The sequence below is a fragment of the Microbacterium testaceum StLB037 genome (assembly GCF_000202635.1).
GTDB classification, from domain to species: Bacteria; Actinomycetota; Actinomycetes; order Actinomycetales; family Microbacteriaceae; genus Microbacterium; species Microbacterium testaceum_F.
This window is the reverse complement of the sequence record NC_015125.1, coordinates 1,208,865-1,234,120: the sequence shown is the minus strand read 5'-3', so window position 1 is coordinate 1,234,120 and position 25,256 is coordinate 1,208,865. Positions and strand designations below refer to the sequence as shown.

At 70.9% G+C, this 25,256-nt stretch carries 19 protein-coding genes and 1 pseudogene; 8 read left to right on the top strand and 12 right to left on the bottom strand.

The features are described 5' to 3' along the window. Positions 1–12 precede the first annotated feature (12 nt). A complete protein-coding gene (locus MTES_RS05640) occupies positions 13–3,198 on the top strand; it encodes an efflux RND transporter permease subunit (protein ID WP_013584245.1) in 3,186 nt (1,061 codons plus the stop codon). A 328-nt stretch (positions 3,199–3,526) separates the two neighbouring features. Here the strand turns inward: MTES_RS05640 and MTES_RS19830 are convergent. From MTES_RS19830 to MTES_RS05630, 3 genes and pseudogenes are all read right to left on the bottom strand, one after another. Beyond that, positions 3,527–4,066 (bottom strand): annotated as a pseudogene (locus MTES_RS19830) (DUF998 domain-containing protein); the annotation flags it as partial. Positions 4,067–4,409: 343 nt separating this feature from the next. Beyond that, positions 4,410–5,315: an aldose 1-epimerase family protein gene (locus MTES_RS05635; protein WP_013584244.1), complete on the bottom strand. Its 906-nt coding sequence runs from the start codon at positions 5,313–5,315 to the stop codon at positions 4,410–4,412. After that, positions 5,312–5,935 carry an antibiotic biosynthesis monooxygenase gene (locus MTES_RS05630; protein WP_013584243.1) on the bottom strand — a complete coding sequence of 208 codons (624 nt, stop codon included), beginning with the start codon at positions 5,933–5,935 and terminating at the stop codon, positions 5,312–5,314. The genes MTES_RS05635 and MTES_RS05630 overlap by 4 nt, the downstream gene beginning before the upstream one ends. 503 nt (positions 5,936–6,438) lie before the next feature. Here MTES_RS05630 and MTES_RS05625 point away from each other — a divergent pair. Continuing rightward, on the top strand, positions 6,439–8,679 hold the full coding sequence (locus tag MTES_RS05625; protein WP_013584242.1) for a DEAD/DEAH box helicase: 2,241 nt from the start codon (positions 6,439–6,441) through the stop codon (positions 8,677–8,679). Between the two features lie 54 nt (positions 8,680–8,733). On the opposite strand, the gene MTES_RS19700 is transcribed toward MTES_RS05625, so the two are convergent. Together MTES_RS19700 and MTES_RS05615 are read right to left on the bottom strand one after the other, a co-directional pair. After that, positions 8,734–10,869, bottom strand: a complete 2,136-nt coding sequence (locus MTES_RS19700) for an intein-containing Rv2578c family radical SAM protein (protein ID WP_193374911.1) — start codon at positions 10,867–10,869, stop codon at positions 8,734–8,736. Between the two features lie 68 nt (positions 10,870–10,937). Continuing rightward, positions 10,938–12,371: an AAA family ATPase gene (locus tag MTES_RS05615; protein WP_013584240.1), complete on the bottom strand. Its 1,434-nt coding sequence runs from the start codon at positions 12,369–12,371 to the stop codon at positions 10,938–10,940. 135 nt (positions 12,372–12,506) lie between these two features. Between MTES_RS05615 and MTES_RS05610 the strand changes: the two genes are divergently transcribed. After that, a complete protein-coding gene (locus MTES_RS05610; RefSeq protein WP_013584239.1) occupies positions 12,507–13,688 on the top strand; it encodes a M15 family metallopeptidase in 1,182 nt (393 codons plus the stop codon). Positions 13,689–13,697: 9 nt separating this feature from the next. Here MTES_RS05610 and MTES_RS05605 read toward each other — a convergent pair whose 3' ends face one another. From MTES_RS05605 to MTES_RS05580, 6 genes are all read right to left on the bottom strand, one after another. Continuing rightward, positions 13,698–14,936 (bottom strand): LCP family protein, encoded by a 1,239-nt coding sequence (locus MTES_RS05605; protein ID WP_013584238.1) that lies wholly within the window; start codon positions 14,934–14,936, stop codon positions 13,698–13,700. A gap of 64 nt (positions 14,937–15,000) precedes the next feature. After that, complete coding sequence (locus MTES_RS05600) at positions 15,001–15,789, bottom strand: energy-coupling factor transporter transmembrane component T family protein (protein WP_013584237.1); 789 nt, start codon at positions 15,787–15,789, stop codon at positions 15,001–15,003. Continuing rightward, positions 15,786–17,531 carry an ABC transporter ATP-binding protein gene (locus MTES_RS05595; RefSeq protein WP_050901756.1) on the bottom strand — a complete coding sequence of 582 codons (1,746 nt, stop codon included), beginning with the start codon at positions 17,529–17,531 and terminating at the stop codon, positions 15,786–15,788. Before MTES_RS05595 ends, MTES_RS05600 begins: the two co-directional genes overlap by 4 nt. Positions 17,532–17,595: 64 nt before the next feature. Then, positions 17,596–18,153 carry an ECF transporter S component gene (locus tag MTES_RS05590; RefSeq protein WP_013584235.1) on the bottom strand — a complete coding sequence of 186 codons (558 nt, stop codon included), beginning with the start codon at positions 18,151–18,153 and terminating at the stop codon, positions 17,596–17,598. A 188-nt stretch (positions 18,154–18,341) separates the two neighbouring features. Next, positions 18,342–19,364, bottom strand: coding sequence for a pirin family protein (locus MTES_RS05585; RefSeq protein ID WP_013584234.1), 1,023 nt, complete (start codon positions 19,362–19,364; stop codon positions 18,342–18,344). Beyond that, the gene (locus tag MTES_RS05580; protein WP_013584233.1) at positions 19,361–19,699 is read right to left on the bottom strand and encodes a GNAT family N-acetyltransferase; all 339 of its coding nucleotides are present in this window, start codon (positions 19,697–19,699) and stop codon (positions 19,361–19,363) included. Before MTES_RS05580 ends, MTES_RS05585 begins: the two co-directional genes overlap by 4 nt. A gap of 291 nt (positions 19,700–19,990) precedes the next feature. Here MTES_RS05580 and MTES_RS05575 point away from each other — a divergent pair, with 291 nt between their 5' ends. From MTES_RS05575 to MTES_RS05560, 4 genes are read left to right on the top strand one after another with little or no spacing between them, the layout of a single operon-like run. Continuing rightward, positions 19,991–22,255 (top strand): carbon starvation CstA family protein, encoded by a 2,265-nt coding sequence (locus tag MTES_RS05575; protein ID WP_013584232.1) that lies wholly within the window; start codon positions 19,991–19,993, stop codon positions 22,253–22,255. Positions 22,256–22,262: 7 nt separating this feature from the next. Next, complete coding sequence (locus MTES_RS05570) at positions 22,263–22,496, top strand: YbdD/YjiX family protein (RefSeq protein ID WP_013584231.1); 234 nt, start codon at positions 22,263–22,265, stop codon at positions 22,494–22,496. Positions 22,497–22,509: 13 nt separating this feature from the next. Further along, positions 22,510–23,682, top strand: a complete 1,173-nt coding sequence (locus tag MTES_RS05565) for a sensor histidine kinase (protein WP_013584230.1) — start codon at positions 22,510–22,512, stop codon at positions 23,680–23,682. Further along, positions 23,679–24,377, top strand: coding sequence for a LytR/AlgR family response regulator transcription factor (locus MTES_RS05560; protein ID WP_013584229.1), 699 nt, complete (start codon positions 23,679–23,681; stop codon positions 24,375–24,377). Before MTES_RS05565 ends, MTES_RS05560 begins: the two co-directional genes overlap by 4 nt. Before the next feature lie 120 nt (positions 24,378–24,497). Here MTES_RS05560 and MTES_RS05555 read toward each other — a convergent pair whose 3' ends face one another. Beyond that, a complete protein-coding gene (locus MTES_RS05555; RefSeq protein WP_043361080.1) occupies positions 24,498–25,013 on the bottom strand; it encodes a CGNR zinc finger domain-containing protein in 516 nt (171 codons plus the stop codon). A 25-nt stretch (positions 25,014–25,038) separates the two neighbouring features. On the opposite strand from MTES_RS05555, the gene MTES_RS05550 reads away from it, so the two are divergent. Continuing rightward, on the top strand, positions 25,039–25,230 hold the full coding sequence (locus MTES_RS05550) for a hypothetical protein (protein ID WP_013584227.1): 192 nt from the start codon (positions 25,039–25,041) through the stop codon (positions 25,228–25,230). Positions 25,231–25,256 lie beyond the last annotated feature (26 nt).

Here is a 25,256-nt window from a genome sequence, read left to right as displayed (position 1 = left end):
GAGAGGTCCTTCGTGTCGTATCTGGCCGTCCTGAGCCTGAAGAACCGCGCCCTCATCGCCCTCGTCACGATCGTTGCGGCGATCTTCGGCGGCCTCGCGCTGACGAACCTGAAGCAGGAGCTGATCCCGTCGATCCAGTTCCCGCAGCTGGCCGTCGTCACCACCTACCCCGGCGCCTCGCCCGAGGTGGTCGAAGCCGACGTCTCCACGCCGATCGAGAACGCGATCCGCGGTGTCGACGGGCTCGAGTCCACGACCGCCACGAGCACGACCAACTCGTCGATCGTCTCGGCGTCCTTCACCTACGGCACCGACCTCGCCTCGGCGCAGCAGAAGATCCTCGCGGCGATCGCGCGCATCAAGGACCAGCTCCCCGAGTCCGCCGACACCACCGTTGCGTCGGCCAGCATCGACGACTTCCCGGTCATCCAGCTCGCCGTCACCGGCTTCAGCGATGCCGAGGCCGTGCAGTCCACGCTGCAGACGAGCATCATCCCCGACCTCGAGGACGTGAAGGGCGTCAACGGTGCGCAGATCGTCGGTGGCACCGCCCAGCGCGTGACGATCACGCCCGACGCCACGAAGCTCGCCGAGCGCGGCTACACCCAGCAGTCGATCACCGACGCCCTGGACGCGAACGGCGTCCTCTTCCCGGGCGGGTCGATCACCGAGGGCGATCAGACCCTCACGGTGCAGACCGGCGCCAAGCTCACCAGCGTCGATGAGATTTCAGCGCTTCCTCTCGTGCCCTCGGATGCCGCGCAGCTCCGCGCCGGTGCCACGACGATCGCCGACGTCGCGAGTGTGGCCCTCCAGGCCGACCCCACCACCACCCTGTCGCGCGTCGACGGGAAGCCGGCCCTCACGATCGCCGTGACCAAGCTCCCCGCGGCCAACACCGTGGACGTGTCGCGCGGAGTCCTCGCCGCGCTCCCGGGGCTCGAGTCGACCCTCGGCGACGGTGCCACCTTCACCGTCGTCTTCGATCAGGCGCCGTTCGTGGAGCAGTCGATCGAGGCGCTGGCGCAGGAGGGGCTCCTCGGCCTCGTCTTCGCGGTCGTCATCATCCTCATCTTCCTGATGTCGGTGCGCTCCACCCTCGTCACCGCGATCTCGATCCCGACGAGCGTGCTGATCACCTTCGTGGGTCTCCAGGCGTTCGGCTACTCGCTCAACATCCTGACGCTCGGCGCCCTCACGATCGCGATCGGCCGCGTCGTCGACGACTCCATCGTCGTGATCGAGAACATCAAACGGCACTACGTCGGCGACGCCGAGAAGATCCCGACCATCGTCCGCGCGGTGCGGGAGGTGGCGGCCGCGATCACGGCATCCACGATCACCTCGGTCGCGGTGTTCCTGCCCATCGCGTTCGTCGGAGACGTGACCGGTGAGCTGTTCCGTCCCTTCTCGCTCACCGTCACGATCGCGATGGCCGCGTCGCTCCTCGTCTCGCTGACGATCGTGCCCGTGCTGGCGTCGTGGTTCCTGAAGCCCGGGAAGGTGATCCGGGATGCCGAGGGCAACCCGATCGATCCCGAAGCCCCCGACGCACCGCCCTCGCGTCTGCAGAAGGCCTACGTGCCCGTGCTGAGCTGGACGCTGAAGCACTCATGGGTCACTCTCACCGTGGCTGTGCTGGTCCTCGGGGGGACCCTCGCGGCGGTGCCCCTGCTCAAGACCGACTTCCTCGGCGACTCCGGCCAGAACACGTTCACCGTCACGCAGAAGATCGGATCCGCTCCGAGCCTGGATGCCGAAGACGCCGCGGCGCAGAAGGTCGAGGCCGTGCTGCTCGACACCCCGGGCGTCGAGACCGTGCAGACGTCGATCGGCTCGACCGGGTCGGCCTTGCGCGACGCGTTCTCGGGCGGCGGCTCGGGCATCACCTACTCGATCACCTCGCAGTCGGGCGTCGACCAGGTCGACCTGCGCGACCGCGTGCGCACCGAGCTGGAGAAGATCACGGATGCCGGAGAGATCGAGGTCGCCGCTTCCGGCGGCGGCGGCCTGGGGTCCACCGACATCACCGTGGACGTGAGCGCCGCCGACGGGCAGGCGCTGCAGCAGGCGAACGACGCCGTCGTCGCGGGTCTGCAGGGGCGTGACGGCATCGGCCAGGTCACGAGCAGCCTCTCGGCGTCGCTGCCGTACGTCTCGGTGCGCGTCGATCGCGCGGCCGCAGCCGAGCGCGGTCTATCGGAGCGCACGGTCGGAGCGCTCGTGTCGAACACGATGCAGCCACGCCAGGCCGGCACCGTCGAGATCAACGGTCGCGGTGTGACGGTCTACGTCGCCGCCGCCAACCCGCCCGCAACCGTCGACGCGCTGCGCGCCCTCGAGATCCCGACCGCGACCGGCACGGTTCGTCTCGACGAGATCGCGACGGTCGAGCAGAGCCAGACGCCCCCGTCGATCACGACGGCTCGAGGGCTGCGCACGGCCACCGTGACGGTCACCCCGACCACCGACGACCTCGGCAGCTCCTCCGCCAGCGTGAACGCGGCGCTCGCCGACGTCCAGCTGCCGGAGGGGGCGACGGCGAAGGTCGGCGGCGCGGTGACCTCGCAGCAGGACGCGTTCGGCCAGCTCGGGCTCGCCCTGCTCGCGGCGATCCTCATCGTCTACGTCGTCATGGTCGCCACGTTCAAGTCCCTGCGTCAGCCGCTCGAACTGCTCGTCTCGGTGCCGTTCGCGGCGACCGGCGCGATCCTCCTGCTGCTGGTGACCGGGGTGCCGCTCGGAGTCGCCGGAATGATCGGTGCGCTGATGCTGGTCGGGATCGTCGTGACCAACGCGATCGTGCTCATCGACCTCGTGAACCAATACCGCGCTCGCGGTCTCAGTGTCTACGAGGCGACGATCGTCGGCGGCTCACGGCGTCTGCGCCCCATCCTCATGACCGCGCTCGCGGCGATCTTCGCGCTCGTGCCGATGGCGCTGGGCATCACCGGGCACGGCGGCTTCATCTCGCAGCCGCTGGCCGTCGTGGTGATCGGCGGGCTGGTGTCGTCGACGTTCCTGACCCTGCTCGTGCTCCCGACGCTGTACAACCTCGTCGAGGGAGCCCGGGAGCGGCGCCTCGCGCGGCGCGCGGCGCGCAACACGGACAGTGTCGACGCATCAGGGGGCGCGGCTGAGGCCGTTGCGGAGGACGGGCACCCGCTGAGCCGGCGAGAGCTGCGCGACCGGTACTGAGGGACGCGAGGCGCAGGCGCGCCGCGGGGTGACACGTCGCCGTACGGTGCGCCGCGACCGGCCGCAGCGTGGGCGCCTGCCCGGTGACCGACGGTGCCGGCGCCTGCGGTGCCGTGCCGCGCGGCGATGCGAGTCGCTGCGCCGCGACCCATCCGGCGACGCGCCGAGCCGCCGCACGCGCAGCGGCGTCGGACGTCACCGGGGCCGGTGTGGCGATGTGCGCCGTCGCGGCGTTCGCGGCTGCGGCATCCGGGTTCCCCGCGTGCATCGCGGCCGCCTCGGTCGGCGCCGCGGGGACGCCCGCTCGCGAGAGCATCCACGTGAAGATCCCCGACCAGCCGAACATCGCGGCGAAGGCGATCACCTCGAAGAGCGCGAGATTGATCGTGGCGGTGACGAACAGCCACGCCCCGGCGAACAGGAACACGAAGACGAGAGCCGTCGAGACCGCGAGGCGTCGGTTCAGGCGGTGCAGCAGCACGGGCGTGGTGATCAGCAGTGCGGCGAAGCCGAGCACCATCATGCCGGCGACCTTGTCGTGCAGGTCCTTGTTGCTGTTCAGGGGCACGCACCCCACGAGGGCGAGGTTGACGCCGATCACGGTGAGGCAGACGAAGGCGACCGTCGCGGCTCCTCGTCGACCCGCCCGCGATCCCAGGCGACGCAGCTCGCGACGCACGCGCACGGCGTAGACGACGACGAGCGCGCCGCCGACCTTGAGCGTGGTGTTGAACAGGGCGCCGGACAGGTCGTGGAACGTCCCGAGCTGGCTGAAATGCAGCTGCCACCACAGGGGATCGGTCGTGGTGAGGATCGACGCCAGGATGCCGCCCACGAGCACGACCAGCACCAGGGCGGCCAACTGCATCGTCGACAGAGCGATCGCCCGGCGCGCCAGACGGCGTGATGCCGCGAGCATCTCCCGCGAGAAGGTGAGGGACGGGGTGGAAACGGCTGGTCGGACCGCGATGCTCATTTTCGGGCGCTTTCGCTGGGGGCGGACCGAAAGTCCCCCGGCGCCGCGAGACCCTCGGCCTCCGTCGGCTAATTCGGGTAATGCCGAGAATCGCGTCGCTTTGATCCCCGGCGTCGACGGAGACCGTCAGCAGAATGCTAACTTTTCTCTCGCTCCAACGGGAAAGTCTTGACTGAAAATAAGCCCTGGTCGCGGGCGGAAAATATGTCCCCCAAAAGGGGGACATATTCATTGATTAAGCGCTAAACCGAATTCCCCACTCGCGCACCGATGTGTTTCCCGGCGTCAATGCGTGCACGTCGATTCCCGAGGCGAATGCATTCGCCGGCGCGGTCATGGGTTCGATCGCGACCGCGAGCGGCTGCCCGGGGTAGCGGTCGGTCGTGAAGACCTGTGCCCAGCCGAATCCGGCGTCCTGCCAGAGCTCGAGGACGCGGCCGTCCGGGGCGGTGAGGGTGTGGACCGCGCGGCCCTCGGCATCCCGTTCCAGCCCCCGGTAGCCGTTGTCGAGCGACGCGTCACCGAGGCGCCGGCCCCCGCGCAGGTCGGTGCGGTCGTCGACCGGAACCTCGTCGACGGGGATGTTGCGGTCGTCGAGCACGAGTGTCGTCGTCCCGGTGGAGCGGATCACGAGGTCGGCGGTCGCGACGCCGCCGATCTGCAGATAGGGGTGGACGCCGAGCGCGACGGGCGCGGTCCTCGCCCCGACGTTCTCTATGTGGTGCGCGACGTGCAGGCCGTCGGCGAGCAGCGTGAACGTCACCCGGGTGCGCAGGTGAAACGGGTACCCCGTCTGCGGCACCACGTCGGCGCCGAGCACGAGTCGCTCGTCGGTGTGCTCGATCGGCTGGTACGTACCGAAACGCAGGAGGCCGTGACTGGCGTTGCCGAACTTCGGCTCGCTGATCGCGAGCTGCAGCTCTTCGCCCTCGAAGGTGTACTTGCCGTCGCGGATGCGGTTCGGCCAGGGGACGAGAACGACCCCGGATGCCGCGGGCGTCGGCTGATCGTCCGGGTAGGGCGGCACGAGGTCGACGCCGTCGACGGTGAGGCCGCGCAGCGCCGCGCCCACCTGGGTGATCTCGGCGGACGAGCGCGGACCGCGCAGGGTGAAGCGCTGGCCGGTGGGATCGGCGGTCATGACGAGGCCTTTCGTAAGCGGGGTGGGCGCTGCAGCCACGGGCGCAGCAGGCGGGTGACCCAGGGGAGGACCGCGTAGGTCATCACGGGGGTGAGCATGAGGGTGGTCGCGAGCACGCGCACGACGAGGGGGATCTCGGTGAACCCCGGGATGAAGCCCAGAAGCCACGATGCGAGGAGGTTGGTGGGGAAGAATCCGACCCAGATGGTGACCGCCTGCTTCCACCGGGGCGGCGCGGGCGGTACGGGTTGCTGCACGGGCGAGGTCGTGGCATCCGTAGGCTCCAGCACCGAGCCGAACGAGGCGTCGAACCAGCCCTCGATGCCGGTGCGGCGCTCGACGCGCTCCTCGCGCGCGAACGGGCGGCCCGAGTCGAGCCACCACTGGCGCTGCGACGAGGTCTCCCACCCCTCGAGCGTGGTGATGTCGCGGAAGCGGTACAGCATGTACCAGAGGTCGCTCTCTTCACCCGCGCGCACCCAGCCCGAGCCGAGGAAGCCCGGGAAAGCGGTCGCGAGGTCGGTGCCGGCCTGCATCCAGGAGGTCGCTTCGGCGGTGCGCGTCGGGTCGATGCGCCGCTCGATCGCCACCGTGATGGGGTGGGCGTCGGTGTCTGCCATGCGTCCATTTTCGTCGAGGAGCGCGTGTATCCCGCCGTCCGCTCGCCACGAGAACAGGGGATGTCGTGAGAACAGGCTGTTTGGTGCCGATACGGCCTGTTTCCGTGGCATCCCCTGTTCTCGTCGGGCGCGGCGCTCGCGTCGGGACGCGGGGAGTGCCGCGGGCCTCGGGATCGTCTGAGACCGGGGCTGCCACCAGAACAGGGGCCGCGACGAGAACAGGGAGACAGGTGCCGATTTGGCCTGTTTCGGTGGCATCCCCTGTTCTCGTCGCGTGGGACGTGGATGCCATTCCCAGGCGCGACCTGTAGCGTGGGGCGGTCGGCTCTGGACACCGCGTGTGATGCGCGGATGGGTTTGTGAGTCCAAGGGGCCGATGGACAGGACGCGATCGCGGCCTCGACCATCATCAGTGAATGGCCCCCGGCCGACGATAGTCCGGGTTTTGCACCGCCGTGCGGTGCTGCTGTCTCGCGCGAAACAGAACCCAGAAGGACATCGTCATGCCCAAGAACAAGAAGCCCGCCGGCGGCCGACCCGCCAAGAACTTCGAGCCGCGCTACGCCGCGCAGACCTCGTTCCAGGACCGCAAGCGCCGCCCCGGTACCGAGGGCCCGGCCAAGCCCGGCAGCAAGAGCCCCGGCCACCGCGGCTACCGCGCCGAGACCGAGGCCGCGCCCGCGAAGGGCCGCTGGAACGCGGCCGACCGCGCCGGCCGCACCGAGGCCCGCGACATCCGCACCTCGGCGCGCGACGACCGTTTCGGCCGTTCGGATCGGGATGCCACGGCCGGGCGCCGCGACGAGCGTCCCGCGCGTTCGTTCGACGACCGTCCCCGTCGCGACTTCGGCGACCGTCCGGCGCGTTCGTTCGACCGCAACGACCGTCCCGCACGTTCGTTCGACCGTGACGAGCGTCCCCGTCGTGACGCGGGCGACCGCCCGGCGCGTTCGTTCGACCGCAGCGACCGCCCGGCTCGTTCCTTCGACCGGAGCGACCGTCCGGCGCGTTCGTTCGACCGCAACGACCGTCCCGCTCGTTCGTTCGACCGTGACGAGCGTCCCCGTCGTGACGCGGGCGACCGTCCGGCGCGCTCGTTCGACCGTGACGAGCGTCCCCGTCGTGACGCCGGCGAGCGCCCGGCTCGTTCGTTCGATCACAGCGACCGTCCGGCGCGCTCGTTCGACGACCGCCCCCGTCGTGACGACCGTCCCGCGCGTTCCTTCGACCGCAGCGACCGTCCCGCGCGTTCCTTCGACCGCAGCGACCGCCCGGCCCGTTCGTTCGATCGTGATGAGCGTCCCCGTCGCGATGCCGGCGAGCGTCCCGCGCGCTCGTTCGACGACCGTCCCCGTCGCGACTTCGGCGACCGTCCTGCGCGTTCGTTCGACCGCAGCGACCGCCCGGCCCGCTCGTTCGACGACCGTCCCCGCCGCACCGACGGCCCCAGCCGGAGTGATTGGAACGCCACCCCGAAGCGCTCCGCCGAGCACGAGCAGCGCGTCGACGTCGTCCACGAGCGTCTGCAGGCTCAGGCCGTCGACGCCGCGACCGAGACGGGCGCCGGATTCGGCGAGCTCGGCCTCGGCGACAACATCGTGCGCGCCCTCGCCGCTCTCGGTGCGGCGAGCCCCTTCCCCATCCAGGCGGCGACGGTGAAGCCGATCCTCGAGGGACGCGACGTCCTCGCCCGCGGCCGCACCGGCTCGGGCAAGACCATCGCCTTCGGTGCCCCTCTCGTCGAGCGCATCCTGCGCGCGCAGGCGGGCCAGCGCCGTGAGTTCGGACGCGCCCCCAAGGCGCTCATCCTGGCGCCCACGCGCGAGCTCGCCCTGCAGATCGACCGCACCGTGCAGCCCATCGCGCGCAGCGTCGGCCTGTTCACCACCCAGATCTACGGCGGCGTGCCCCAGGCGCGCCAGGTGGGTGCGCTGAAGAAGGGCGTCGACATCATCATCGGCACGCCCGGCCGTATCGAGGACCTCCTCAAGCAGGGCAAGCTCGACCTCTCCCAGGTGCAGGTGACCGTTCTCGATGAGGGCGATCACATGTGCGAGCTCGGCTTCCTCGAGCCGGTGCAGCGCATCCTGCGCGCGACCGCGGACGGCAGCCAGAAGCTCCTCTTCTCGGCCACCCTCGACCGCGAGGTCGCGGCCCTCGTCGACGAGTTCCTCGTCGAGCCGGCCGTCTACGAGGTCGCCGGCGAAGACCAGGACTCGGGCACCATCGAGCACCGCGTCCTCGTCATCGAGCACCGCGACAAGGCGCAGATCCTCGACTCGCTCGTCGACCGCGACGGCAAGACCCTCGTCTTCGCGCGGACCCGCGCGTACGCCGAGATGCTCGCCGAGCAGTTCGACGAAGCCGGCATCGCGGCGGTCGCCCTCCACGGCGACCTCAACCAGCAGAAGCGCACGCGCAACCTCGAGAAGTTGACCTCGGGCCGCGTGAACGTGCTCGTGGCCACCGACGTCGCCGCCCGTGGCATCCACGTCGACGACATCGACCTGGTCATCCAGGCCGACGCCCCCGACGAGTACAAGACGTACCTGCACCGGTCGGGTCGCACCGGCCGCGCCGGCCGCAGCGGCACCGTCGTGACCTTGATCACGCGGCAGCGTCAGCGCCGCATGACCGAGCTGCTCGACCGTGCCGAGATCGACGCTCCGTTCGAGTCGGCCCAGCTCGGGGATGACCTGATCGAAGAGATCTCGGGTCGTCAGCTGGCCGACGTCACGTCGTAATCCGCTCCGCGGATCCCGGAACCCCCGTCGCAGCCGCGGCGGGGGTTCTCGCGTTCAGAAGAGGGTCGGCTCGCTCGCGGGGGCGACCCGAGGCCTCACGGATGCCGGGACCCCGGTGCTGCGCAACGGGCCGAGGCTGCTCACCGGCGGCGTCCGCGCGGCCAGGCCGGGCTGCGGGCGCCCGCGGGGGTGGTCGTCCTCGTCCCACCCGTCGAGACGGTGCATCCGCAGGAGCGGACGCATGCGCTTGCCGAGCCACGTGCGGTAGGCCTTGGGGGCCGAGACGGAGACGCCGGGGTACAGCCCCCGATACGACGACACGAGGTGCGGGTGCTCTCGCTCGAGCCACTGCAGGAACCACTGCTTGGCCCCGGGGCGAAGGTGCAGCGCCCCGTAGACCACGCGTGCCGCTCCGGCCGCGCGGATCCGGGCGAGGGCGTCGTCGAGAGCGGCGACCGAATCGGTGAGGTGCGGCATGATCGGCATCAGGAACACCGTCACGCGGAAACCCGCCGCCGTCGCCGCCCGAACCGTCTCGAGCCGTGCCTCGGCGCTGGGGGTTCCCGGCTCGATCGAGTGCTGCAGGGCGTCGTCGAAGACGGCGATCGACATCGCGAGGGACACCTTCACCTCTCGGGCGGCGTCCGTGAGCAGGGGAAGGTCGCGCCGCAGCAGCGTGCCCTTGGTGAGGATCGAGAACGGGGTGCGGTTCTCGGTCAGCGCTCCGATGATCTCGGGCATCAATCGATAGCGCCCCTCCGCGCGTTGATACGGGTCGGTGTTCGTGCCGAGCATGACCGGCTCGCGGGACCACGACCCGCGCTGGAGCTCCGTCCGGAGTACCTCTGCGACGTTGACTTTGACGACGATCTGCGAGTCGAAGTCGGCACCGTAGTCGAGGTCGAGATACTCGTGGGTTTTCCGGGCGAAGCAGTTGTGACTGACGACGCCGTTGGCGATGAAGTCACCGGTACCGGTGGTGATATCGATCATGTCGATCTCATGCCCGAGGTCGTCTATCGAGATGACACGCAGGTCTGAGCTGGTCTTGACGGCTCGGCCGATCAGATCGAGCTTGCGAGTGATGGCGGGGCGGGCGACGCTGAAGAACCGATCTCGCGCCGCGTGACCGCCCCTCAGCCGAATGTAGACGACACCGTTGGGCCGCGTTGGCTCCCTGACAGCGTCGAAACGGAAGGCACGCATCGCCTGTTCCGTCAGATCAAGAAGCTCCGTGTTGGAGTTCGAGATTCGAACGATGCCTCCGGAATGCGCTCCCTCTGCGTCGAATATCCCACCGAGGAAGCCCGCCAGCCAATCCATCGAACGGTCCGGGGGGACCGTGATGAACTCTTCCACGCGCGCGACGGCGTCGCGCCGAGCGGTGTGCAGCGCCGTCATCGGCTTGCGGCCTGGGCGAACGGCGAACGGTCGGACCATCGTCGGCACGTCGATCTCCTCGAGGAACGCGCGAGTGAGGTCGAGGGCCTCGCGGTCGGCCAGCGCGAGTCGGAATCGGTGAACGAGTCGGACCCGACGGCCGTCGTCGTAGCTCTTGTGGAACACCATGCCGTCGCCGCGGATCATGCCGGTGAGGTAACCGCGCTTCCAGTCAGGCCCTGGACCGGATGAGTCAGCGCGGTGGCCGGTGCCGAAACCCTGGAGCCGGTTCATCAGGGTCAGGTGCGGTCGCCGCTCACGCCCACTCATCGCCCCCCGCACGCTCTTCCAGCCTCGATTGCTCAGGAAGCGGTGGTCTTCGCTGGCAACGATCTCGGTGCCGTCTGCGAGAGTCACGCGGTGTGCACGCTTGCGAGTCGCCCACTTCGCCAGGACCGTTGTGCGGGCGTAATGACGGTATGTCGGTCCTTGTTCTGTTCCGATGATCTCGTCGCCGACGCGGAGTTCCGACAGGGGGACGTGGCGTCCGTCGGCTCGAAGGATCAGTGTGTCGGGGGACAGGCAATACGAACACGCGTGGGTGCAGCCCCGATACGGATTCACCGTCCAGTCGAACGGCATCGCCGAGACACCGGGGACGCGGTTGAGCGCGCTCTTGCAGAGCACCTCGTGGAAGGTCATGCCGGCGAACTCGGGCGTCGTGACCGAGCGCACGAGACCGTCCATCCGCTCCATTCCGGGGAGCGCCGCGGTGTCATCGACGCCGAGTTGCTGACCTTGCCATCTCATCACCACATTCGAACACAGATTCGATAGTGAGGCAACCGCATGCCCGCAAAGTTCGTACGCGGATCCCCTTAGGGATGGTACGAGGCGCCGTGGTGAATGTGGACGTGATCGCCCGGCGCCGCGGCATCCTCTCCCGGTGCCCCGAGGAGGAGCCGCGTGAGCGCCGCTCCCGACGACAGCAGGTCGTCCAGCGCGGTCTCGAGGTCGGTATCGGTCACCCCGGCGCCGTCGCCCCGCACGGCGGCGATCAGCACCGTGCGGCGGATGAGCTCCTTCGCGAACGAGCCGGTGGTGCCCTCGGCGCGGTCGGCCGCGGCATCCAGGGCCCGATCCGAGAGAGGGAGGTCGGCGGCGTACCGACGGAACAGTCGTCGCCGCGCGTCCGCTCCGGGGAGGGGGATCTCGACGCCGAGATCGACGCGACCCGGTCGCGCGGCCAGCGCCTCCTCGAGGATGTGCACGTGGTTGGTCGTCATGACGAAGGCCACGTCGGCGTCGCCTTCCAGCCCGTCGAGCGCGTCGAGCACCTCGAACAGGATCGGTTGCGGCGAGTAGCCCCGGTCCGCGGCGACGAGGTCGATGTCCTCCAGCACGACGAGCGACGGCGGGAAGGTGCGGGCGATCTCCGCCGCCGCGGCGATGAAGCGGATGCTCGAGCCGGTGAGGACGACGGCGGTCGTGTCGGGGGTGCGCGACAGGAGGTGCCGGACGGTGAGGGTCTTGCCGGTTCCGGGCGGTCCGTAGAGGAGTACGCCGCGCTTGAGGTGCTGCCCCGCCGCGCGGAGGGCATCGCGATGCTCGCCGACCCCGACGACGTGCTCGACGACCCGCTTGAGCACCCCGTCCTCGAGCACGATGTCGTCGGCCGGCACGTCGGGGCGATCCAGGAACGTCGCACCCGCGTCGTGCCCGTACTCGGTGGGGACGAACGAGAGCACGCGTCCCTTGAGGACGCTCCTCTCGACCATCAGGCGCCGGAGCTCGGTGACGAGCTCGGTCGCGGCATCCTGGTCCGCGCTCAGGATCTCGAGGCGCGCGGTCTGCTCGCCATGGCGCGGGGAGGCGCCGCGCTGGACGATCGCGATCGGGTGACCCGCGAACGACAGCAGACGCACACCGAAGGCCACGATGCGGCGCTCGGTGTGCGGGCCCGTCGCCCTCATCTCGTACGACACCGGCCCCGGAGCGAAGCGGGTGTGGGCGTTGCTGATCAGGTCGGCGACCGACGAGTGATGGCGTTGTTCGCCGCCGCTGACGCCCAGGAGGGTTCCGCCGCGCTCTGCCGTCAGCTCGTCGAGCGCGACATCGGCGTCGACGAGCCGGTGCGGGGGCACGGACTCGGTCAGGACGGGGACGGATGCCGCGTCGACCCCGAGGTGATCGCTGAGCGCGATGCCCAGCGGCGTGCGCTCCTCGGCGGCTTCGGTGGCGGCCAGCCGATCGACGCGCTGCAGGTAGCGCTTGACGGCGCGCATGAGCTCGCGATCTTCGTCTTCGAGCATGATCGCTCCCTTCCCGGGATCGTGACACGGTTCCCCTCAGCGTGCCGTCGGCATCTCCGGGGTGCAACCGGGAATGAGCCGAACGAGCCGGGCGGCGGGTCGACCCGAGAGACGGTGCGGGGGACAATGGACGGAATGAGTCCCTCCGATCCGACGTTTCCGACCCGTCGCGCCGCGCGCGCGGAGGCCGAACGTCGGGCGACGGCAGCCATTCCGATTCCCGAGCCCGCGTCCTCTCGGCGCCGTTCCACCTTCGAGGAGCCGATGCCCGACGAGGGCTCCCGGCTCCGTCGGCGGGAGACCCCGCCGGCATCCGGCGGGGAGCTCGGCACCCCCTCGCGTCGCGCCCTGCGCGAGACACCGCGCGCCGCCCTCGGCGCCCTGCTCCTGCGCCGACGCCTCGCGGTCGCCGCCGCGGGGGCCGTCGTCGTCGCCGCGTGCGCTATCGCCATCGGAATCGCCGCGTCCGGCGGGGGACAGGATGCCACGGGCCCGGCCAACGCCGCCGGCCCCGACGCGGTGGCCTCGGTCCAGGGCCCCCCGGCCGTCCCCGCCGAGGGTCTGCCGGTCCCGACCCTCGCCGCGGCTCCGGCCGCCACGACCCCGTGCGACAACCCCGCGTTCACCTCCGCCCTCGCGGCGAAGGACGATGGAGCGGCGATCGCCGCGGCCGGGGGCGGGGCAGCATTCCGTGACGCCGTGGCATCCGGGATCGCTCCGTGCGTGTCGCTCAGCGACCCGACGCACCAGTGGGTCGTGGTCAACAAGCAGCGTCCGTACGACCCCGTCGACTGGCGCCCCGACGACCTCGTCATGCCCGACGGCGTCCGCGCGCTCGAGCAGAGCGCGATGCGGTCCTCGGCGGCGAAGGCCCTCACCACGCTCGTGCGGGCGGCCGACGATGCGGGGGCGGGTGAGATCGGGTACCTCAGTGCGTTCCGCTCGTACGGGACCCAGCAGGAGACCTACGCCGGCCGCGTCGCCGTGGGCGGGGTGGCGGCCGCCGACCGCGAGAGCGCCCGCGCCGGTTTCAGCGAGCACCAGTCCGGCCTCGCGGTCGACATCGTGCCGTGCAGCGGTTCGTGCGGGTCGCTCGACGACGTCGCCGGCTCGTCGCAGGGCGCGTGGGTGCGCGAGCACGCCTGGGAGTACGGCTTCGTCATCCGCTACGTCGACGGGCAGGAGAGCGTCTCGGGATACGAACCCGAGGCCTGGCACCTGCGCTACATCGGCCCCGAGCTCGCCCAGGCGTACCACGACGGCGGCTACTCGACCCTCGAGGCGTTCTTCAACCTCCCGGCCGCGCCGAGCTACTGACCCCGAGCGTCAGTTCACGACGCCGTTGCTGCACGTCTGCTGCGCCGCGCTCGACCCGGTGATCGACTCGGGCAGGGCGACGGCACCGGTGGTCGGATCGACCGATCCCGCCTCGACCTCGGGGGCGTCGGTCGGCGCGGCCGTCTCGTCGGGCGAGGGCTCGGCGATCACGCCCCCGTTCGCGCCCACGTCACCGGTGACCTCGATCGCCTGATTCGCCGACAGAGCGTCCCACAGCACCTGGGCCGCCGCGTCGTTCGGCTCGACCCGGTTCGCGTCGGAGCTCGCCGTCACGGTCGGGTACTGCACGAACACGATGTCTTCGAACGGCACGTCCTTCACCGCGGAGGCGATCTGCACGAGGGTCAGGGGGTTCGTGAGGCTCTGCGTGGGCGTGACATTGCGCAGCCCCGTGGATGCCAGCCGGAACACCGTCGCGGGATTCGACAGCACCTCTTCGCTGACGAGCTTCCGCGCCAGTCGTGACATGTACTGCTGCTGGTTGCTGATGCGCGCGAGGTCGCTACCGCCGACGCCGTAGCGCGTGCGGAGGAACTGCAGTGCCTCGTAGCCCTGGATCGTGCGCGGGCCGGCGGGCCAGTCGATCGCGGTGTTCTCGTCGCGCATGGGGCTCGCGAGGCAGATCTCGACACCGCCGATCGCGTTCGTGATCTCGATCACCCCGCCGAAGGTGACCATGGCACCGAACTGCACCTGCTGCTCGCTCAGGTCCGAGATGGCCGTCATCACGCACGACAGGCCGCCGTACGTGTAGATCTCGTTGATCTGCACGAAGCCGCCGCCCCACCGGCCGCCGTCGGGGGTGTCGCACGCGGGGGCGTCGAAGAGCAGGTCGCGCGGGAACGACACCACCGTGACCCGCCGCGGAGCGTCGGAGATGTGCATCAGGATGTTGACGTCGTTGAGCTGGCCCTCGGCATCCGCGCCCTCGCATCGCTCGCCGAACAGCGCCTTCAGGTGCTCCTCGCACGCGTCGATCCCGACGACCATCATGTTCACGCCGCCCTCGAGCTGTCCGAGGTCGGGCGGAATGGCCGGCTGGTTCTCGACGGCGACCGCTTCGGCGACGTAGTCCGAGGTCAGATCGACCGCGGTGTACGCCGTGACGCCGACGACCGCGACGAGGACGACCGTGGCGGCGACGGCCAGCAGCTTGGCCAGTTGGGAGAACGGATGCGGGGAGCGCAGGCGAGCGTGTTGCGCGACGGTGCGACGGCGCCGGGGCATGGCTTCTCCTCAGGTTTCCCCGAGTCTAGGGGGACGGATGCCACGGCTCCGGGACCCGGATCGCTCAGAACGGGCGCACGACGACGAAGACGGCGGCCGACACCGCCCAGAACGCCCCGACGAACACCGTGTCGCGCCGACGCCACGGGACCAGGTGCCGCTCGGTGCGGTCGGGGTGCGCGCCGAAGGCCCGCGCGTCCATCGCGAGGGCGACGCGCTCGGCGTGACGGATCGCTCCGGCCAACAGCGGCACGACGTATCCCGCCGCCCGCGCCGGGGCCGACCAGATTCCACCCCGGGCACCGCGCACGCGGTGCGCCTGCCGGATCACGGCGAGTTCGTGTCCGAAGCGCGGGACGAAGCGGATCGCCGCGAGAGCCGCGTACCCGATGCGGGACGGCACGCGCAGCTGCTGCACGAGGGAACGGACGAGATCGGACCCCTCCGTCGTGAGCCCGCCGATGAACGCGAGCGCCATGATCGCCGCGAGCCGCAGACCGGTGGCGAGCCCGATCATGAGCGCCCCCTGCGTCACCGCCCCGTCGCCGAGCCGGACGACCTCGCTCGTGCCCGCAACCCGCGCGGGGTCGACCCACAGGGCGAATCCCGCGGCGACAACGACGATCGCGACGGGGATCACCCCGATCAGGATGCCGAGCCCCCGGCGCGTGAGACGGGCGCCGAGCAGCAGCGCGGCGTACGCGAGACAGAGGAACACGAGCGGTGTGGACAGGTCGCGGACGAAGACGAGGGCGATCATGGCGGGGGCGGGGCCGGCGATCTTCGCCAGCGGGTTGAGCGCCCCGAGTCCCCGTCGCGCCGTCGGACGATCGGCTTCCACGACGGCGGTCATCGGGTGCCTTCGGGAAGGTCGCGCAGGCGCTCGACCGTCGCGAGCTCCGGGTGTCTCCGCAGCCCCGCGAAGGCCTCGCGCAGGGGCGGCGTGCGCAGCCCCGCGCGCGCGATGAGCGCCGGGTCGGAGAACGCGTCCGCGACGAGGCCGTCGGCCGCTATCCGTCCCTCGTCCACGACGATCAGCCGGTCGGCGTGCTCGGCGACCACCTGCATGTCGTGCGTGACGACGATGATCGTCGTGCCGTCCTCGCGCAGGTCGTCGAGCAGCGTGAGTAGCTCCTCGGCACGCGCACGATCCTGGCCGAACGTCGGCTCGTCCAACACGAGCAGGCGCGCGCCCCCGACGAGCGCGGTGCCGACCGAGAGACGCCGCTTCTGACCCCCGGAGAGGAGGAACGGATGGATGCCGGCCTTGTCGGCGAGCCCGAAGCGGGCGAGCAACTCCTCCGCGCGGCGCCGCACCTCGGCGTCGCCGAGACGCTGCGCCCGCAGGCCGTGCGCGATCTCGTCCAACACGGTCGTCGCGATGAACTGGTGCTCGGGATTCTGGAACACGAACCCGACGTGCCGCGCCAGTGTGCGGGCGCGGGTGCGGCCCACGTCCAGACCGTCGACCCGCACCGTCCCGGGCGGGGGACGGAGGACTCCCGCGATCGCCTGGACCAGCGTCGTCTTGCCGGCGCCGTTCGCCCCGACCACCGCGACGAACTCGCCCGCCGCGACTTCGAGGTCGATCCCGTGGAGCACGGGCGTGCGCCCGCGCGAGAGGCGCAACCCCTCGACCTTCACGAGAGCGTCGCCGTGGTGTCGCTCTTGCGGACGGGGGAGGGATGCCACGCCCCGGGCGGGCATCCCCTCGAGCGCGTCCCTCAGCTCGGCCGGGGTGAGCGGGAGCCGCTCGAAGGGGTATCCGGCGTCCCGCAGGCGCAGGGCCGCGAGCGTCGCGGTCGGCAGCCAGACTCCGAGGGCGTGGAGCTCGTCGGCGCGAGCGCGCAACACGTCGTCGACCGGACCGTCGGCGACGAGGCATCCCTCGCCGTCCAGGACGACGACGCGTTCGACGAGCCCCATCGCCGCGTCGAGGTTGTGCTCCACGAGGACCAGAGCGCGATCGCCCTCGGCGACGATCTCGCGCAGGGCTGCGTACACGTCGTCGACGCCGCGCGGATCGAGGTTGGCGGTGGGCTCGTCGAGGACGAGCACCGGTGAGCCCATCGCGAGCGCGCAGGCGATGGCCAGGCGCTGGCGCCCACCGCCGGAGAGGACGTCGGGGGATTCGTGTCGTCGCTCCCAGAGCCCCATGCGCCGCAGGGCCGCCTCCGCGCGGGCGAGGACGACGTCGACCGGCAGTCGGAGGTTCTCGGGACCGAAGCAGACCTCGTCGAGCAGCGTGCCGGTGATGAGCTGGGCATCGGGATCCTGGAACACCATGCCCACCGTGACCGCGAGCTGGGCGATCGTCGCGGTCGCGGCATCCTGTCCCGCCACCCGCACCGTGCCCTCGACCGTGGCCGGAACGGAGTGCGGGATCAGGCCGTTCAGCGCGAGAGCGAGCGTCGACTTGCCGGAACCGCTGGGGCCGAGCACCAGCACGACCTCTCCGGGCTCGACGTCGAAGCTCACGGCGGACGGCGTCGCCGCGGGCGCGTCGAGATGCGTGATCGCCACGTCGCGCAGGCTCAGCAGCGCGTCGGTGTCCGACGGGGCGGGGGCGGCGACGGGGTGGGGGCGGGTGGTCACGGGCGAGTCCTCGGGGGCGCGTACGCTCCCCAACTTAGTGCGCCCTAACTTCGGTTGTTCGAGCTCATCTCGGCGTCGAGAGACCCCGGGCGACCCCGGCGCCGCGCAGGCCCGAGCCGATGCCGAGTCCGACGGCGGTCCACGCGACGGGACCCAGGATGCTGATCGCCACCGCCGCGACCCGGGCGACCGGGACGAGACTCGCGATGTCGCCCGCGAACCACACCGGCACCGCGATGACGATGCCGACGATGACCGCGGAGATGAAGAAGCGCGCCGGTGCCCACACGCGGTAGCGGGTGAGGGCCGCGACCCCCTCCTGGATGCCGCCGATGAGGATCGCCGTCCCGAGGAAACGGAAGGTCCACTGCGGCGCCATGGCGCTCGCGACGAGGGCGGCGAGCACGTGCGTGACGAGGGCGACCCAGGGCCGGCGGACCACCTGCTGCGCGATGATCCCGGGCAGCACGTGCGACCCGAGGACGAGACCGTAGGCCCACGGCGCCGCGGCGAGCACCGCGAGGGTCAGCCATCCCGCCGCTCCGCCGAGAATGCCCGTTCCGACCCCGATCGCCGCGCAGACGAGCAGCACGCGGGTGGAGAGAACGGATGCCGAGGCCATGGCCTCAGCGTATCGGCGGCCCCGTCTTGCCCGCGCCCGTGTCTCTCGACGTCGAGTGTCCAAGAAACCCGGAAAGAGTGCGGGCGATTCCCGGGTTTCTTGGACACTCGATGGGAGTGCGCACCGCCGCGCGGTGCGGGCGACGACGCGGGGTGAGGAGGGCGCCGCGCGTGGCTCGGGCGGGCGGGTCAGCGCCGGCGACGGGGCGTGAGGCGCACCGCCGGGAGCGGTGGAGCGGGGATGCGCTCGGGGCCGTGGTCGATGACCTGGCCGAAGCGGGGAGCGTGCGCCTCCCAAGCCTCGCGAGCCTCGACGATCTCGTCGTGCGTGCGTCCGACGAAGTTCCACCACATCACGATGTCGGCCTCGAACGGCTCTCCGCCGAGGAGGAACACGCGGGCACCTTTGGGGCTGACGAGATCGACGTGGTCCCGCCCCTTCCCGAGGTACAGCAGGCGGCTTCCGTCCACCGAGACCGCGCCATCTGCTCCAGCCGGGAGCGGCTCCGAGCGTCGCGCGGCGTCGGCGTCGACGGCATCCATTCCTGTCTGGACATCCGTGGTTCCGGTCATGCCGTAGAGCGCATGCTCCCACCCCGGCCGCAACGGGAGCCGCACCCGCACGCCGGCGGGCAGGCGGATCTCGGCCCCGACGATCGGCGTGTGCACCGTTGCGGGAGAGCTCACAGCACCCAGCTCGCCCATCACGACGACGGCGTCGGCGCCCTCGCCGAGGTCGAGAACGGGGAGGTTCTCGTGGCGCTCGAAGGCCGGTCCGCCGTGGCGCCGCGATTCGGGCAGAGCGACCCACAGCTGCAGGGCGTCGAGAGCGACGGGTCCCTGGCCGAGTGAGTACTCCGAGTGCGCGATCCCCTCGCCGCTGGTCATGAGGTTGAGCGCGCCGGGGCGGACGACGACGTCGCTGCCCACGGCATCCCGATGGCGGACCTCGCCGATGATCGGCCAGGTCACCGTCTGCAGCCCGATGTGGGGGTGGGGCTCGACGCGCATGGTGGTCTCTTGCGGGCCGAACCGGTCGAGGAAGCACCACGCCCCGACCATCGGCAGCGCGCGGTGGGGGAGCGTGCGGTGCACCTCCATGCCGCGCACGCCGCCGAGCGGAACCTCCCGCGCCTCGACCACGAGGGCGCGCGGGCCGTCGCAGTCGACGGGGCTCTCGGATTCCGGAGGGGCGACGTCGAGGCGGGTCATGCCGGTTCGCTGGGGTCTGCCGAGTCGGCCGCGTCGTGGTCTTCCGGCCACTCGATGATGAGGCCCGGGACGTCGTTCTCGCGCAGATAGTGGGCGACGAACGGGCACGAGGGGATGATGCTGTCGCCGCGACGGGCGAGGTCGGCGAGCGCGTCGCTCGCGAGTGCGGAGCCGAGGCCGCGTCCCTTGAACGCGGGGTCGACCTCGGTGTGCGGGAGGACGACCCGGCCCTCACCGGCCGGGCGGAACTCGAGGAACCCGCCCAGCTCGTCGTCCACGTGGATCTCGTAGCGGTGGGCCTCATCGTTGCGGGTCACGGTCAGTGCGTCGGTCATGGCGCCTCCTGTCGTCGGGTTCTCTCCAGCAACGTACGGGGCGCGCGCGGTGTTCCGCACCCCCTCGACACCGCGGCATCCGGTCCCTTCGACGGGCTCAGGGACCTCCGCCGCGTCGTAGGTGGCTGAGCTCGTCGAAGCCCCCGGTCCCTTCGACAGGCTCAAGGGACCAGCCGCACCGTTCACCGCACCGTTCACGCCGCTCACCGCACGATGACCGGATGCCACGGCGTCGGGCCCGCGGCATCCGGTTCACTGTCCGAGTCCGCAACGCCGCGAGCAGGAGACACCATGAGCGCTTCCGTCGACGATGACGTCGTCACCGACCCGAACCTTCCCCCGGTCGCCGTCCCTCCCGATCGGCTCCGCAGCCGATGGACGCCCGCGAAGATCGCCCTGTGGGTCGGGATCGCCCTGCTCGGCGGCCTCGCGTGGACGATGCTCGCGATCGTGCGCGGAGAGACGGTGAACGCGATCTGGTTCGTGTTCGCCGCGATCTGCACCTACCTGATCGGTTACCGCTTCTACTCCAAGGTCATCGAGCGCTACATCACGCGTCCCGACGACCGTCGGGCCACCCCCGCCGAGCGCAAGCAGGACGGCAAGGACTACGTCCCCACCGACCGTCGCGTGCTCTACGGCCACCACTTCGCCGCCATCGCCGGCGCCGGACCCCTCGTCGGTCCCGTACTCGCCGCGCAGATGGGCTACCTACCCGGCACGATCTGGATCATCGTCGGCGTGATCCTCGCCGGCGCGGTGCAGGACTACCTCGTGCTGTTCTTCTCCATGCGCCGCGGCGGCCGCACGATCGGCCAGATGGCCCGCGACGAGCTCGGGAAGATCGGCGGCACCGCCGCGATCCTCGCGAGCCTGCTCATCATGCTGATCATCGTCGCGATCCTCGCGCTCGTCGTCGTGAACGCCCTGGGCGAGAGCCCGTGGGGTGTGTTCAGCGTCTCGATGACGATCCCGATCGCCCTCTTCATGGGCCTTTACCTGCGCTACATCCGCCCGGGGCGCATCACCGAGATCTCGATCATCGGCTTCGTGCTCCTGATCGGCGCGATCGTCGCGGGCGGCTGGGTCGCCTCGACCGAGTGGGGCTACGCGGCCTTCCACCTCGACCGCTCCATCATCGCGTGGGGCATCATCATCTACGGGTTCGTCGCCGCGGTCCTGCCGGTGTGGTTGCTCCTCGCTCCCCGCGACTACCTGTCGACGTTCATGAAGGTCGGCGTCATCGTGATGCTCGCCGGCGCCATCGTCCTCGTGCGGCCCGAGATCTCGGTTCCCGCGTTCAGCGAGTTCGCGGGTGGGGAGACCGGCCCGGTCTTCAGCGGCCCGATCTTCCCGTTCCTCTTCGTCACGATCGCGTGCGGAGCGCTCAGCGGATTCCACGCGCTCATCGCCTCGGGGACCACGCCGAAGCTCATCGAGAAGGAGCGCCAGACGCGCTTCATCGGCTACGGCGGCATGCTCATGGAGTCGTTCGTCGCGATCATGGCGCTCGTCGCCGCCCTGTCGATCGACCGCGGCATCTACTTCGCGATGAACGCCTCTCCGGCCGCCACCCTCGGCACGGTCGAGGGTGCGGTCGCGTTCGTGAACGGCCTCGGACTCGCGGGCGTCAACCTGACCCCCGACATGCTCACGACCACCGCCGCAGCGGTCGGCGAGGGCTCGATCGTCTCGCGCACCGGTGGAGCGCCGACGCTCGCCCTCGGCCTCGCGCACATCATGCAACAGGCCCTGGGCGGCCAGGCGATGATGGCGTTCTGGTACCACTTCGCCATCATGTTCGAGGCCCTGTTCATCCTGACGGCGGTGGATGCCGGCACCCGCGTCGCCCGCTTCATGCTCCAGGACTCGATCGGCACCGTTCTCCCGAAGTTCAAGGACCTCTCCTGGCGTCCCGGCGTCTGGATCTGCACGGCGATCATGGTCGCCGGGTGGGGGTCGATCCTCATCCTCGGTGTCACCGACCCGCTGGGCGGCATCAACACCTTCTTCCCGCTGTTCGGCATCGCCAACCAGCTGCTCGCCGCGATCGCGCTCGCCGTGGTGCTCGCGATCGTCGCCAAGCGCGGACGGTCGTACTTCCGGTGGCTGTGGATCGTCGCGCTGCCCCTGGCGTTCGCCGCGGTCGTGACGATCACGGCATCCATGTACAAGATCTTCTCGCCGGTCCCGGCGGTCGGATACTGGGCGAACCACATCGCGTTCCGCGACGCGCTCGCCGCGGGCAAGACCGAGTTCGGCACCGCGAAGACGGTCGCGGCGATGGAGGCCGTCGTCCGCAACACGTTCGTCCAGGGGGTGCTGTCGGTGATCTTCGTGACGCTGGCGATCGTCGTCATCCTCATGGCCGTGATCGTGACGGTGAAGGCCCTGCGAAACGGCGGCGGCGCCGACCTCGAGGACGCCCCCGTGGCATCCCGTCGATTCGCCCCCGCCGGCTTCCTCGCCACCCGGGCCGAGCGCGAGATCGAGAAGGAGTGGGAGGCCCTCCCGGCCGACCACCCGGATCGTCCGACCGCGTCGGCGCACCACTGAGGGCGTCATGAGCGACTCGGTGGAGACGCGTTCCGCCCTTGCCCGCCTGGGGGAGGGGCTGGTGCGGGTGGGGCGTGGCATCCGGTGGTACGTGACGACGCTCATGGGCGATCGCGCCTACGACGTGTACGTCGCGCACCACCGGGTGCACCACCGGGGCGACGTCCCGCTGACCGAGCGGCAGTTCTGGCGGCAGCGGGCGGCCGAGCAGGACGCGAATCCCGGCGCCCGCTGCTGCTGACTAGGCTGCGAGCATGCTCGACGCACCGCTGCTCGCCGGAGCCGCGGGGGTCGTCGTCGGTGCGGCGCTGACCCTCGCCCTGGTCTTCGCGCGCCGCTTCGCCCTCGCGCCGCGCGACCTCGGCAGCGACGCGGAGCGGGCGACGCACCGTACCCTGCACCTCGCCGTGGCAGCGGCATCCGCTCTCCGCGGGGGACGGGATGAACCGGATGCCACCCGCGCGGCCAAGCATCTGCGTACGCTCCTCGCGGCGGAGGCGGTGGCGATCGTCGACGCGGCCGAGGATCGTGTGGCGTTGGACGGCCCGGAGGCGCTGACCGCTTCGGCTCGCCGGATCGCCGCGCGCGTGCGCGAGACCGGTCGCCGGCAGGTGTTCACCGAGAGCGACGGCGAGGCCGTGGGGGCACCCATCGTCGTCGACGGGCGCGTCTGGGGAGCGGTGATCGCCTTCGCGTCGCCCGTGCGCGGGCCGCTCGTGCGCGCGGCGGGCGACGTCGCCGAGTGGTGCGCGGCACAGCTCGAGCTCGCCGGGCTCGACGCGTCGCGTGCCGCGCTCGCCGAGGCGGAGCTGCGCGCTCTGCGGGCGCAGATCAGCCCGCACTTCATCTACAACGCGCTGACCGCGATCGCCTCCTTCATCTCGACGGACCCGCCGCGCGCCCGCGACCTCGTCCTCGAGTTCGCCGACTTCACGCGGTACTCGTTCCGCCGTCAGGGAGAGTTCACGACCCTCGCCGAAGAACTCCGCAGCATCCACTCTTACCTCGAGCTCGAACGCGCACGGTTCGGAGACCGCCTGTCGGTGCGTCTGCGGATCGCGCCCGAGACCCTGGCGACGGTCATCCCGTTCCTGTCCGTGCAACCGCTCGTCGAGAACGCCGTGCGGCACGGACTCGAGCCGGGCGAGCGGGGCGGGGTCATCACCGTGACCTCGATCGACGACGGGACGCACACCGAGGTCGTGGTCGACGACGACGGCGTGGGCATGGATCCGGACGAGCTCGCTGCCCTCCTCGACCTCGACGCCGCGTCCACCCACGTGGGGCTCCGCAACGTCGACGCGCGCTTGCGCCAGCTCTACGGTCCGGCCGGCGGCCTGGTCGTCGAGACGAACGTCGGCGCGGGCACCGCGGTGCGCTTGCGCGTGCCCAAGTCGCAGCCGCGGCACGAGACGGCGCACCCGTGAGCGTCGACGTCCTGGTCGCCGACGACGAGGCCCCCGCGCGTGCCGAGTTGGTGGCGCTCCTGTCGGCCGACCCGCGGGTGGGCGAGGTGCACGCCGCCGCGAGCGGGGCCGAGGCGCTTCGGGTTCTCGAGCGGGTCGACGTCGCGGTCGCGTTCCTCGACGTGCACATGCCGGGGCTCTCGGGGTTCGACCTCGCCCGCGCGCTCGCGCGCCTGCGGGAGCGGCCCGCGATCGTGTTCGTCACCGCCGACGACGCGGGGGCGGTCGAGGCGTTCGACGTCGAGGCGGTCGACTACGTGCTCAAGCCCGTCCGCGTCGAGCGCCTCCGCCGTGCTCTCGATCGCGCCATCGACGCCGGTCCCGCACCGTCCGCCGATGAGGCGATCCCGGTCACGGTCGGCGGAGTGACGCGTATGGTCCGCCGGGCCGACGTGCGGTGGGTGCAGGCGCAGGGAGACTACTCGCGGTTGTACACGGCGGCATCCGATCACCTCGTCCGCGTCTCGCTGTCGGAGCTCGCCGAGCGGTGGGCCGAGGTCGGCTTCGTCCGCGTGCACCGGTCGACCCTCGTGCATCGGGATGCCATCGTCGAGGTGCGTCTGTCGGGTTCGGCGCCCTCGGTGGTCCTGCCCGAGATCGAGCTGCCGGTCAGTCGCCGGCTCGTGCCGTCGGTGCGCGACGCTCTGCTGCGCTGAGGCGGGCATTCCTCGCGGCGTACCCCTCGTCCCACTTTTCGCGGAGGATGTCCCGAAAAGTGCGGCTGTGGACGGACTCACGTGGCCAAAAGTGGGACACGCTCTCGTCGGGCGCCGGGATTACGCCCGCGCGCGATGCCGGCGCACGGCCGCGCGGTTCGCGCAGCGCACCGAGCAGTACCGCTGGCGTCCGTTGCGCGTGACGTCGACGACGACGTTGACGCACGGCTCCGCCGCGCACCGGGCGAGGCGGTCCTGCCCGCGCGTGACGAGATGCAGCGCCGTGCCGACCGAGATGACCGCGGCCAAGACCCGGGGGAGCGCGTCGTTCTCGTCGCGATAGTGCAGGTGCCACCCTTCGCCGTTGTGGTTGGTGAGCCGCGGGTAGGCGGTGACCGCGGCCATCTGCGCGTTGAGGAGGGCGGCTCGGGCGTCGGGGTCGGGCTCGTCCACGACGCGCAGCCAGTCGTCGATGACGTCGCGTGTGCGCTCGTGGTCGTCGACGCCGACCGGGAAATCCATCGACATGCCCAGCAGCCGTGCTCGTTCCTCGACGCCGTCGCGGTCGCCGGGCCAGTCGTTCGCGAGCGAGGCCGCGAGCAGGACCGCGTACTCACCGTAAGGGTTGAGATGCATAACGGCATTACAGCACGCTGACATCATGAGTGCCCCCGAAACCCTGTCGCTGCCCGTCGCGGCATCCGTCCACGAACACGCGTGGGTCACCGAGTCCGCGCACGTCACGAGCGAGGGGCGCGTGCGATACGTGCGGTGCACCGGATGCCTCGCCCGCCGCGTCGATCTCGATCCCGCCGCCGCGATGCCCCCGGTCCGCCTCTCGCGCGAGGTGTGAGCGGCGGGGAACGCGCATCGACGACG